Annotated in this window: 14 protein-coding genes; 10 read left to right on the top strand and 4 right to left on the bottom strand. The window is 47.2% G+C overall.

The features are described from left to right. Window positions 1-334: cyclic pyranopterin monophosphate synthase MoaC (locus A3G19_RS06655; RefSeq protein ID WP_294871422.1), on the bottom strand; the 334-nt coding region annotated here is incomplete at its 3' end. A 287-nt stretch (window positions 335-621) separates the two neighbouring features. Here A3G19_RS06655 and A3G19_RS06650 point away from each other — a divergent pair. Then, window positions 622-1,521: a hypothetical protein gene (locus tag A3G19_RS06650; RefSeq protein ID WP_294871420.1), complete on the top strand. Its 900-nt coding sequence runs from the start codon at window positions 622-624 to the stop codon at window positions 1,519-1,521. On the opposite strand, the gene mobA is transcribed toward A3G19_RS06650, so the two are convergent. From mobA to A3G19_RS06635, 3 genes are read right to left on the bottom strand one after another with little or no spacing between them, the layout of a single operon-like run. Then, a complete protein-coding gene (gene mobA / locus A3G19_RS06645; protein WP_294871417.1) occupies window positions 1,518-2,093 on the bottom strand; it encodes a molybdenum cofactor guanylyltransferase MobA in 576 nt (191 codons plus the stop codon). The genes A3G19_RS06650 and mobA overlap by 4 nt on opposite strands. After that, complete coding sequence (locus A3G19_RS06640) at window positions 2,093-2,554, bottom strand: DUF2780 domain-containing protein (RefSeq protein ID WP_015654721.1); 462 nt, start codon at window positions 2,552-2,554, stop codon at window positions 2,093-2,095. Before A3G19_RS06640 ends, mobA begins: the two co-directional genes overlap by 1 nt. 50 nt (window positions 2,555-2,604) lie before the next feature. Further along, a complete protein-coding gene (locus A3G19_RS06635; protein ID WP_015654720.1) occupies window positions 2,605-3,087 on the bottom strand; it encodes a PAS domain-containing protein in 483 nt (160 codons plus the stop codon). Window positions 3,088-3,259: 172 nt separating this feature from the next. Here A3G19_RS06635 and A3G19_RS06630 point away from each other — a divergent pair, with 172 nt between their 5' ends. The 9 genes from A3G19_RS06630 to A3G19_RS06590 all read left to right on the top strand — a co-directional run. Then, entirely contained in the window at window positions 3,260-3,862 is a 603-nt protein-coding gene (locus A3G19_RS06630) for a CDP-alcohol phosphatidyltransferase family protein (protein ID WP_294871415.1), read from the top strand. Next, window positions 3,856-4,794, top strand: coding sequence for a phosphatidate cytidylyltransferase (locus A3G19_RS06625; protein ID WP_294871412.1), 939 nt, complete (start codon window positions 3,856-3,858; stop codon window positions 4,792-4,794). The genes A3G19_RS06630 and A3G19_RS06625 overlap by 7 nt, the downstream gene beginning before the upstream one ends. 9 nt (window positions 4,795-4,803) lie before the next feature. Then, window positions 4,804-5,418, top strand: a complete 615-nt coding sequence (locus A3G19_RS06620; RefSeq protein WP_294871409.1) for a lysophospholipid acyltransferase family protein — start codon at window positions 4,804-4,806, stop codon at window positions 5,416-5,418. Then, window positions 5,415-5,741, top strand: coding sequence for a hypothetical protein (locus tag A3G19_RS06615; RefSeq protein WP_294871406.1), 327 nt, complete (start codon window positions 5,415-5,417; stop codon window positions 5,739-5,741). The genes A3G19_RS06620 and A3G19_RS06615 overlap by 4 nt, the downstream gene beginning before the upstream one ends. A gap of 77 nt (window positions 5,742-5,818) precedes the next feature. Continuing rightward, the gene (locus tag A3G19_RS06610; protein ID WP_294871402.1) at window positions 5,819-6,802 is read left to right on the top strand and encodes an amidohydrolase family protein; all 984 of its coding nucleotides are present in this window, start codon (window positions 5,819-5,821) and stop codon (window positions 6,800-6,802) included. 4 nt (window positions 6,803-6,806) lie between these two features. Then, window positions 6,807-8,510, top strand: coding sequence for a bifunctional alpha/beta hydrolase/class I SAM-dependent methyltransferase (locus A3G19_RS06605; RefSeq protein WP_294871399.1), 1,704 nt, complete (start codon window positions 6,807-6,809; stop codon window positions 8,508-8,510). Then, entirely contained in the window at window positions 8,471-9,838 is a 1,368-nt protein-coding gene (locus tag A3G19_RS06600; RefSeq protein ID WP_294871396.1) for a dual specificity protein phosphatase family protein, read from the top strand. Before A3G19_RS06605 ends, A3G19_RS06600 begins: the two co-directional genes overlap by 40 nt. Before the next feature lie 55 nt (window positions 9,839-9,893). Beyond that, window positions 9,894-10,208, top strand: coding sequence for a metalloregulator ArsR/SmtB family transcription factor (locus A3G19_RS06595; protein WP_294871393.1), 315 nt, complete (start codon window positions 9,894-9,896; stop codon window positions 10,206-10,208). Further along, window positions 10,205-11,142: 1-acyl-sn-glycerol-3-phosphate acyltransferase (locus A3G19_RS06590; RefSeq protein WP_294871391.1), on the top strand; the 938-nt coding region annotated here is incomplete at its 3' end. The genes A3G19_RS06595 and A3G19_RS06590, both read left to right, overlap by 4 nt.

Here is an 11,142-nt window from a genome sequence, read left to right as displayed (position 1 = left end):
TCTCGACCCCTGTCTGACCGCTCAGTTTTGCAGTAACACTCAGGCGGAATCCCGGTAATTCGGGAAGCTCGTCAATGTCGCAGTTGACACCGCTGAGGTTGAGCGGGTGGCACATCGGGATAATATCTGAGGTTTTTTTCGTCCCCATTATGGCGGCAATTACGGCGGTTTGAAGGACAGGCCCTTTTTTTGCGGTTTGTTGGATGACTGCATCAAATGCGTCTTGACTCATTGTAATCAGTCCACTGGCAACTGCTACACGCGATGTGGTATTTTTATCAGAGACATCGACCATTTTTGGACGGTCACGCTCATCGAGATGGGTTAAATTCATGTATGTACCCTAATAATCTTTTTATTATTATAGCTTAGAGTTGTAAATCGGGCATTGATTAAAAAATAACCATATTGTTGATAAAAAATGGGCTATAGTTTTGTCATGAGATTTTGGTGGTGCTAAAGGATAGTACGTAATTCCGAAATGTTCATAAAACCTCCTTCAAGATTCCTAAGGATTGCCCTGCAGTGATGACTACAGTGCGGGGCAAGACTGATAACTATAATTACACAATTAATTCGCCTTGAAAAGGCAAAAACTAAAAAATAAATTATAAGTGAAAAATGATGCAAAATTTAGTACGAAGCTATGCCGCAAATGCCCCGTTGATCGAAAAATTTATCCTTACTTCCTTAGGTCGAGTCAGTTTAAAAACTTTCAATGTACAGCTTGCCGAGCGTCTTTATAAAACATTTCCGAGTTTGGAACTCATTTACAAATGCGATGAAGGATTTGTCCAAAATTCACCCAATATTTATGCGGATCGTGAAGAGGGGCACCATGCCGGAATCGATCGTGCCTATTTGGTCGATGAGGTGGCTATCCAAAAAGGGTGCCATGTCAGTGAACCCTATATCTCAACTGCAACCGGGCATTTGTGTATAACGGTTATTTATGCAGTTTCAGACGGATATCTGTTTTTGGATTTCCGGGTGCGGAGTCTGTTGGAGCGATTTGATCTGATTGAGAAAAATGATGTATTTAAACGGATCAATCGCTCATCGTATGCGGTTATCGGCGGCGGATTACTCTTTTTTGGAGTATTTGTTGTGCTGTACGGCTTTTATACTTTTATCGGATATCTGGTTGGAAGTGAACCTCTCAGTATGGATACGGTTTTTAAACCGATTATCGCTTTGACGCTGGGACTTGCCGTTTACGATTTAGGGAAAACGATTTTCGAGCAGGAGGTATTGCCGCGAACCCAGCATGTCAGTGATGCGTTTAACGCTAAAACACTGCTCAATTTCTCCGTTTCGATCATTATTGCTTTATTGATTGAGGCCCTTTTGGTTGTCTTTAAGATCGCGCTTCATGATTATAAAGATTTACCGTATGCATCGACGCTTATCGCGGCATTGGCATTTTTACTGTTGGTGTTTGCCGTCTTTATCTATTTGGTGCGAAAAAGCGAGAAAGAACCGTGCAAAAGATGCGCGGAAGAGGAGAGTATGAATGTTTAACGTTCAATACGTTTAAGTGCCTCTTGGTACTCGTGCGGATGGTTGAGGTTAGCAAATGGTGCCTCATCCGTAAATTCAACGTAAAGCGTATTAGAAGAGGCAAGGAGTTTGCCCAATCGGTGATCCCCTTCGGCTAGCATCCGTTCAAACTCTTCGAAAAGAGATCGGTGGTAGATTCCGCACAGCGGATGGCTTCCCGTTTTTGTTGTGGCGATTACTGCATCCAACTCTTCACGATCCGAATCAATCAATTTTTGAAATATCGATGCATCCACAAAAGGTGTATCGACACTTAAAACCATTATCCGATCATCGTTGATTGCTTTAAAAGCACTGACAAATCCTGCCGTAGGGGCATAATCAACTTCAATCGGATCGAGAATAAATTCTGCTTTAAAAGAGAACTTGTCAGCGCTTTTGGTTGAGATGGCTACATGCGCAAAGAGCTGGGTGAGGCGTTGGTATTGAAACTCGCTCAGCGATGAGAACCCTCCGAAGGGGAGGAGCGATTTATCCTCACCCATCCGAGAGCTTTTACCGCCTGCAAAAATAATGCATGGAAGAGAGAACATTATTGAGCAAACGCTGCGGTGAGGATTTTATCCATACCCGGAGTCGCACCGCTTTGAAGATACTCAAGAACCAAGGGAGAGAATTTATCGATCATCGAGGCGTCCATCCCTAAAAATGAGAATTGAGAGCCCAAAGAGCCTAGTCCGAGTAAACCGGCAGGTGCGGCATTGAGAAGTGTGGATGCTTGGGGTACTTGTTTGGTAAGAGCTGCGAAATCGGTTGGTTTCATGTTCCCTTTCGCATCATTAATCACGGCTGCTGCTCCTCCGATCGCTTGGGTCGGGGTAACACCGAGGGTTGTCGTGATGTTTTTAATCAACGGGTTAGAGGTGAGGGTGCTATCGGCGATAGGGGCAGCGCTTTGGGCTACGGGAGCAATGCTTTGCATAAGTGAACCGAAATCCAATGCATTCGCATTGGAAACCAAAAGCAATAAAGCGGCGAGAGTAAGTGAACGCATGGTAATCTCCATCTATACTATTTTTTGAATTATAACGGGATACCCGTTATCTAAAGAGCTATCACATTGTTGTGAATACTTTGAATGCTTACCCGATTGGCAATTTCAGCTTTAAAAAGTAATTTTTGTTCTTCTTCGATAAGTTTACTGTATCTTTGTTGAACTTGTGCGACGGTCTCTATATCGGGGGCTGTTTTAGATAAGATGAAGCGGATAGGAACCCCGCTCTCATCAACTACAGGCACAATGTGCAGTTTTACCCAGCAGCTTTGAGCTTCTTTGTACCGATATTTAACATACCCTTGCCATGAAATATTATGACTTATGGTATCCCACATGGTTGTATAGATACTTTTGGGCATATCAGGATGGCGTAAAATTTTATGCGAAACTCCTATTAGTTCACTTTTTTCATAGCCGGATATTTCATAAAAAGTTCGATTGGCATATGTAATCGTATCAAACTTGTCAATTTCAATAATCATCGGTGTACCGGCATAACAAACAGAGTTATCAAAAGAATTGTAAATCACGCTTTTCTCCTTTTATGGATGTCGTCAAGTTATTGACAAGTAATACGTGAAGTATAAAAAAACAATGTGAGTGGATTGTCGCATTTTGATGGGTGCGATTGAATGTATAACCTAAAAATAGTATTTTTTGTTTTTTTATACTAAAATACTCTATCTTTTCAGTGGAAAACGAATGGCGACTATCTACGATCTCAAACCTGCATTCCAAAACCTACTCCGTCCGATGGTTCAAACTCTGGCACGCGCAGGGGTAACTCCGAATCAAATCACCTACACGGCATTAGCGCTCTCTTTGATCGCAGGGGGTACGATTGCTCTCACCCACGGTGCAACATGGATATTACTTACTATACCGCTTGTGATGTTTGTGAGAATGGCACTTAATGCGATCGACGGGATGCTTGCCAAAGAGCACGATATGAAAAGCGATGCGGGGGCAATGCTCAACGAGATGAGCGATGTCCTCTCCGATGTGGCGCTTTATCTCCCCTTTGCGCTGATCGGCAGTGTATCGGCACTTTGGGTGGTGCTGTTTGTCATCATGGCAATTCTCACCGAGATGGCGGGGGTACTGGGGGCAGTGATCGGCGGAGTACGTCGGTATGATGGTCCTATGGGGAAAAGTGATCGTGCATTTGTGATCGGTGCCCTCTCGCTGGCTCTTGGGTTGGGAGTTTTGCCCGAGGGTTGGTTTGATGCCATTATGATCGTCGCGACAGCGATGGGGGGATGGACAGTGCTTCGACGTTCTGTGCGGGGGTTAAAATCATGTTAGAGACCATCAGCACACTTTTTTTTGGCAAAAGCGGAATAGTTCTTCTGATTATTTTAGGGATTTTGGCGTTTGCCACCGTGATCGTATCGGTACTATTTCGTACCAAAACCTCCCAAGAACTCAAAGACCGCGTCACCTCATGGTGGATTATTATCGGCGCATTTAACGTTGGGGCGATGCTCAACACCACGGTAGCAATGTTCTTTTTTGCCCTCATCAGCTATCTCGCCCTCAAAGAGTATTTCACCCTCATCCCGACCCGTCGAACGGATCGTCGTATCATCTTTTACGCCTACCTCTCCATCGTCTTTCAGTACTGGTTCGCGGGTTTACAGTGGTATGGGATGTTTATCATCTGGATCCCCGTCTATCTCTTTTTGCTGTTGCCGTTTCGTCAGGTGCTCATCGGGGAGACACAGGGCTTTTTAGAGAACACGAGCCGTGTACAGTGGGGGCTGATGATGTTCGTCTTCGGTCTCAGCCACCTCGCCTATATGATGACTCTCCCTGCTGTGGCTGGGCATGATGTCGCGGGTAAAGAGTTGGTGCTTTATTTGGTGGTACTCACCGAACTCAACGACGTATTGCAGTATCTCTGGGGCAAGGCTCTGGGTAAACACAAAATCGTCCCGAAAGTAAGCCCCAACAAAACGATCGAGGGGTTCGTGGGGGCGTTCGTCACTCTCAGCGCTCTGGCAGTGGTATTTTCGTTTCTCACCCCTTTTACGACGCTTCAAGCCCTCGCGGCGGGGATGCTCATCAGCGGTGCGGGGTTCGTCGGCGATGTCGTCATCTCGATGGTCAAGCGGGACATCGGGGTAAAAGATTCGGGACATCTATTGCCGGGGCATGGGGGGATACTTGATCGCGTCGATAGTCTCACCTATACCGCACCGCTCTTTTTTCATTTCACCTACTATCTCTACTATTAGGAGGATGAGATGCTAAAATGGCTCTTTTTCGCCCTCATCGTCCGCCCTACGGTACTGCTGATTTTCGGGGTGCACGTGCGAGGACGTGAAAACCTATCACCCGATAAACCCTCCATCCTCGTCGCCAACCACAACAGCCATCTCGATACGCTGGTGCTTATGAGCCTCTTTCCCCTCCACAAAATCCACCGCATCCGCCCCGTCGCGGCGGCGGACTATTTTATGAAAAACCGCCTAATCGCGTGGTTCTCGACCCAGTTTATCGGGATTATCCCCCTGAGCCGAAAGGTAGAGAGATCGCACACCCATCCCCTCGAATCGGTGCGCCAAGCCCTCGAAGCGGGAGATAGCATCATCCTCTTTCCCGAGGGGAGTCGCGGGGAAGCGGAGCAGATGAGCAAATTCAAATCGGGGGTTGCCCATCTGGCGAAAATGACCCCAACGGTTCCCGTTATCCCGATCTATCTCGGCGGTGCTGGAAAAGTCCTCCCCAAAGGGGAAGCACTACTCGTCCCCTTTATCATCGATGTTCATATACTGGAGCCGATGATGATCGGAGAGGAAGATACTCAAATATTTACTCAGCAGTTGGAAGAAGTTATTAAAAAGGCGGGGGAGAGATGAAAAAAGTTTTTTGGATTACTATTGGGCTATTAAGTACTCTGATGGCACAGGAACAATCAATCGAACAAAAAACAGCTTGTTCATATATATCAAAAGAAGAGTCAATTTTTATTTTGACGCGCAGTAATGTTTTCAAAAATGCTGTTAAACAATATCCCGCTAATACTAAATTCGCATTTCCATTCGAGATGATTACCCTTCATGAGGGTAAGAAATGTTCTGTAGAAATATCGGCTTATGTGGATGAAGATGATCATTTTACATTGATCGGGAGCTTTTTAGTGAAAGGAGGGGAACACATGAATGTATCTCAAATCAAATGATCCAACACTTGTTTCAGAATAAATTCAGCAAATCACCCGTAATATTTCGATATGTCTAAGTTTTTAGGATTATAGTTATGAAAACAATCGATATCCATACTCACCTCCTCAGTAGTGACGTTGCGTTCCAACGCTCGTACGACAAATTGGCTCTCCACTTTTTTGCCAAAAAGTTCGGAATGGACCCAAAAGCCCTCGTGCGTGATCCCTATGGCGAATACACCCGCGCACTGGTTTCATCGGTGCGAAACTCTCAGCACGTCGAGAAAATCGTCCTCTTCGGCGTCGATGATCGGGTCGATGATGCGGGCAAAAGTCTCCACAAGGACATCACCGTTTGTGCGACGAATGAAGATGTAGCGACGTTGTACCGAGGGAATGAGGATGTCATCATCCCCTTTTTCTCGATCAATCCCAACCGCCCCGATGCGCTCGATCTCATCGACCGCTATGCCGATGCAGGATTTCGCGGGGCGAAGTTTTTGCAAAACTACTGGGGGGTTGATACCCGTGAGGCACGTTATCGTCCTTATTTCGACAAACTCGCCGCTCGCGCTCTGCCTCTGATCGTCCATGTGGGAAGTGAGAGCAGTGTTTACTCTTTTAAATCGTGTGAGAGTATCGAGATGTTGGATCATCCGCTGGAAGCGGGAGTGCAGGTAATTTGTGCCCACATGGCACTCACCTATGAACCGCGCCGTATTTTTCAGGCACTTTCGAAAAATCCGAAACATTTTAACGACGAGTATTACATCCTCCTTGAAATGCTAAAAGAGCATGATAATCTCTACGCCGATATCTCGGCCCTCCTCACCCCGGTTCGGGCAAAAGTGTTGCGTCATCTAAGCCGACAGAGTGATATCCATCACAAGCTCCTATTCGGCACCGATTTTCCCGTCCCTTTTAGTACGGTGTTCAACAGTTATGATCTCCCGTATCGCAAACGGTTCGAACTCTCCCGCGAAGCAAACCCGTTTGACCGCTACGCCAAAGCGATTTTAGAGTATTTCCCCGCAGAGAATTCCATCTATACCAATTACACCAAACTATTAGGAGAATGACACTATGACAACTGGAACATTTACCAGCTTCGACGGCGCAGAGCTTTTTTACCGCGAATGGTCGCCCGCTGTCCCTAACGGCAAAATCGTGTTGCTCCTCCATCGTGGACATGAGCACTCAGAGCGTCTCGACCCCATTGCCCGTTCAGCAATATTTGAAGGATACAAAGTTTTCTCGTATGACAACCGTGGGCACGGATACACCCGCGCAGAGGCGACGTATGAGTTTATGAATCTGGTGCGCGATTTGGAGGCGTTTGTTCGTTATGTTTGTGCTAAAGAAGGCAAAAGTGCCGAAGATATGTTCGTCGTTGCCAACTCGGTCGCGGGGGTTGTCGCCTCGACGTGGGTACACGATTATGCGCCTCGCATCGCGGGGATGGCATTGGTTGCTCCGGCGTTCGTGATCAAACTCTATGTCCCCCTCGCCAAACCCTCCCTCGATCTGATGATACGGTTTAATCCCCGCATGAACATCAAATCCTACGTCAAAGCGAAGTTTTTGACTCACAACACGACAGAGCAAGAAAGATACAACACTGATCCTCTGATCACCCCGAACATCCCTGCACGTCAACTCGTGACGCTCCTCGATACCGCTCGAAGAGTGGTAGAGGATGCGAGCCACATCGTAACTCCGACGCTGGTACTTTCGGCAACATCGGATTATGTCGTGGACAGCCGTGTGCAAAAGGTGTTTTATGACCGCCTCAGTTCACCGCTAAAGCGGTTTGTGGAGTTGGAGGGATTCTATCACGGTGTCCTTTATGAATCGGAAGCACAAAAAGCGATTGATGAAATCGGATCGTTTATGGAGGAGTGTTTTAGTACCCCTAAAACCAATATGAGTGAGCATCTCATCACCCTGACCCAAAATGAAAAAGATAAGATTGCACGAGGGGAGATCACAACGTGTCAAAAACTCTCTTTTGGGGTTCAGCGTTTTATGCTCAACACCTTGGGCTGGATGAGCGATGGAATGAAAATCGGGCTGAAATACGGATTTGATTCGGGGGTGACGCTCGATTATGTCTATAAAAATACCCCAAGCGGGGTGGGGCTGCTGGGTAAAATGTCCGATAAAAACTATCTGGAAAGCATCGGATGGAGAGGGATTCGTCAGCGTAAAGTCAACGCCATCGCGACCATTCGCGAAAAAATCGATCAGCTGCGTAATGAGGGGAAAAAAGTAAAAATCCTCGACATCGCCGGTGGGCCTGCACGCTATCTGATCGAACTAGCCCTTGAGTATCCCGACATCGAAGTGCTAGTGCGCGATTATCAGGAACAAAACGTAGAGCAAGGACGCGCATTGGCAAACGAGCGAGCTCTCTCTAACATCCGCTATGAGCAAGCCGATGCGTTTGATAAAACCAATTACGACCGAAGCGTTTATGAGCCGAATATTGTTGTCGTCTCAGGGGTGTTCGAGCTGTTCGAACAAAACGCCCTGATTCAAAACGCTATTGAGGGGATTGTGTCGATGATCGCAGAGGATGGCTATCTAGTCTATACAGGTCAGCCGTGGCATCCGCAGTTGGAGCAAATCGCCCATGTGTTAGGGAACCATCAGCAAACCCAATGGATTATGCGCCGTCGAAGTCAATATGAGCTTGATGCCCTCTTTGGTGCGTACGGGTTTGAAAAAGAGGGGATGCGGATCGATGATTGGGGTATTTTCACCGTATCTTCGGCGCGACGCAGATAACCATGTATCCGTTTGATCCTGCCCTCAGCGCCTCTGCCACTCTCAAAGAGCGTTTTGTATGGGTTTTGTTTATGGGTGCGCTCTTTTTTATCCTCTACGGTGCGGCGAATCAATATGCTTCGCTCACTCCCCACCCCTCCTTTTTTATGGAGTGGGAGCGTCACATTCCGTTCGTCCCCTCTTTTATCATCCCCTATATGTCCTCGGATGTGATGTTTTGTATCGCGTTTTTACTCCCGCAGAGCCGTATGGAACTTCGTATCCTCGCTTTGCGGGTACTCTTTATCGTCGCTTTTTCGGTTCTCGTCTTTACCCTTTTTCCTCTTCAATTTGGGTTTGAAAAACCAAAAATCGATGAGTATCAATGGCTTTTTGGGATTCTCAGTGCTGATCTGCCCTACAATCAGCTTCCTTCACTGCACATCAGTTTTGCCATCGTGTTGTGGATGTCAATGCGCTCTCATTTGAAAAACGTTTTTCTAAAATATGCCGTGGCACTGTGGTTATGGCTCATCGCACTCTCAACATTGCTGGTGTATCAACACCATTTTATCGACCTCCCCACTGGGGCATTAGTCGGGGGAGCGGCTGTTGCCATGATCCATAAAAACAGCAAAGTATTGAACCGATTTACCACTCCGCGCAGTCTCAAAGTGGGTCTTTATTATTTGGCGACGGCGGTTTTGTTTCTCGTTGGTGCGTTCGTGTATCACTCACTCATTGCGCTGTGGCTCTTTCTCTCGATGACGTTGGTAGCCATTGCCTACGCCTTTGGGCTGAACCATCTTATTGCGGGGGAAAATGCTCGTGCTTCGTGGTGGCAGTGGAGCCTTTTTGCCCCTTATTTTGTCGGGACGAACCTCTCATGGCGATGGTACAAACGGAAATTGCCACTGATGAGCCACGTGGAGGATCGGGTCTATTTCGGACGCCATCCGGCAAAGGCTGAATACGCTCAACTCAGTGAATATGGGATCAACCATGCGATTAATCTGGCGTTGGAACATCAGATCAACCGCTCTGCTTTGGAGCAGACGAGAATGCCGTTTTTAGATTTGACGATCCCCTCTCCCGAGGCACTGCACCGCGTCGTTATGATGATCGAGGCGAAAAAAGAGAACGGTGTGTATGTCCATTGTGCTCTTGGGCTCTCTCGCAGTGTTATGGCGATCAGCGCGTGGATGCTGTATCTTGGGTACACGATGGAGGAGATAGAAGCGCGTCTGGGTGCAATCCGCCCCGCCTATGTCAAATCGAAATACGTTTATGTGGCACTAGGGTTATACCAAGCCCATTTAGAGGCACTTCCCGTGAGTAATTCAGAATAATGTTAGCTCAAATTTATTATCATACCTATATGTTTAAGAATTTAGGATTATAACCATGAAAACCAATTATACCGATGTACTTCCACCCGAATGGAAACCGATGTCCGATATCTTTACCGCGTTAGGGGATGAACACCGGCAGCGGATGTTGATGCTGTTTGAACCGGATGAGCGGCTCACCGCAGGACAAATATCGGAAGCTTCGACACTGGCGCGTACCACTGTCTCGCATCATCTGAAAATCCTCCGTCAGGCCGAAGTATTGCTGAGTGAAAAAAAGGGGAAAGAGGTATGGTTTTGGATTAACAAGCCGTTACTCGAAAAAACGTTCGGAAATGTACTCAACTATTTGCAAGGAAATAATCAATGATTAAAGCGATTTTGTATGTGATCGTCCGCTTTTTATTTCGGGTCAAGGTGGTCGGAGAGTTCCAGCGCGAAGAGAATCACACGGTGATCATCGCCAACCATCAATCGTTTTTGGACGGGTTGATTTTGGGGCTGTTTTTGCCGATTCAGCCGGTATTCGTCGTTAATACCGAGATTGCTAAACGACCGCTGGTTCGGATGTTTTTATCCTTGAGCGAATACCTCGTCGTTGATCCCTCCAATCCGATGGCGATCAAACAGATCATCCGCCTCGTCGAGAGCGGACGAGCTGTGGTTATCTTCCCCGAGGGGCGGATCACGACCACTGGGAATTTGATGAAGATTTATGAGGGGTCGGCATTCGTCACCCTCAAAACCGAAGCGACGATTCACCCTGTTATCATCGAGGGGGCGACGTTTAGCACCTTATCGCGTATGGGAAGCGATCATCCGACACGATGGTTTCCTCAAATCACTCTCACCTATTGCACCCCGACACGACTGCGCATCAGCGAGGGGGGGAGTGGACATGAGAGACGGACTAAATCGGGTGAAGCGATGCGGACACTGTTGCAAAAATGTCTCTTTGAATCACGCCGTCCGAATGATCTCTACGGTGCATTTCTCGATGCGCTGTCGATCTATGGAAGCTCACGAAAAATTATCGAGGATACCAAACAGATCGAATACACCTACCGCCAGCTTCTGGCGATGACATTGGGGTTGGGTAGATTGCTATCACGTCACAGTGTGCCCTCAGAAGCGATCGGGGTATTGATGCCGACGGCGGTTCCGACATTGGCACTGATATTGGGTCTTAGCGCGCAAGGGCGAACCCCTGCAATGCTCAACTTTACCGCCGGAGTTGACGGACTGCAAAATGCGTGCGAAGGTGCTCAAATCAAAACGATCATCTCCTCCAAAGCGTTTGTGGA

It is taken from the genome of Sulfuricurvum sp. RIFCSPLOWO2_12_FULL_43_24 (genome assembly GCF_001829605.1).
In the GTDB taxonomy this organism is placed as follows: domain Bacteria; phylum Campylobacterota; class Campylobacteria; order Campylobacterales; family Sulfurimonadaceae; genus Sulfuricurvum.
This window is presented reverse-complemented; position numbering and strand designations above follow the sequence as displayed.

What these genes read in the sequence shown, in the direction of transcription:
- A3G19_RS06610 (WP_294871402.1), top strand. Translation starts at nt 5,819, where the DNA reads ATGAAAACAATCGATATCCATACTCACCTCCTCAGTAGTGACGTTGCG.
- A3G19_RS06595 (WP_294871393.1), top strand. Translation starts at nt 9,894, where the DNA reads ATGAAAACCAATTATACCGATGTACTTCCACCCGAATGGAAACCGATG.
- A3G19_RS06625 (WP_294871412.1), top strand. Translation starts at nt 3,856, where the DNA reads ATGTTAGAGACCATCAGCACACTTTTTTTTGGCAAAAGCGGAATAGTT.
- A3G19_RS06630 (WP_294871415.1), top strand. Translation starts at nt 3,260, where the DNA reads ATGGCGACTATCTACGATCTCAAACCTGCATTCCAAAACCTACTCCGT.
- A3G19_RS06615 (WP_294871406.1), top strand. Translation starts at nt 5,415, where the DNA reads ATGAAAAAAGTTTTTTGGATTACTATTGGGCTATTAAGTACTCTGATG.
- A3G19_RS06620 (WP_294871409.1), top strand. Translation starts at nt 4,804, where the DNA reads ATGCTAAAATGGCTCTTTTTCGCCCTCATCGTCCGCCCTACGGTACTG.
- A3G19_RS06605 (WP_294871399.1), top strand. Translation starts at nt 6,807, where the DNA reads ATGACAACTGGAACATTTACCAGCTTCGACGGCGCAGAGCTTTTTTAC.
- A3G19_RS06640 (WP_015654721.1), bottom strand. Translation starts at nt 2,554, where the DNA reads ATGCGTTCACTTACTCTCGCCGCTTTATTGCTTTTGGTTTCCAATGCG.
- A3G19_RS06650 (WP_294871420.1), top strand. Translation starts at nt 622, where the DNA reads ATGATGCAAAATTTAGTACGAAGCTATGCCGCAAATGCCCCGTTGATC.
- mobA (WP_294871417.1), bottom strand. Translation starts at nt 2,093, where the DNA reads ATGTTCTCTCTTCCATGCATTATTTTTGCAGGCGGTAAAAGCTCTCGG.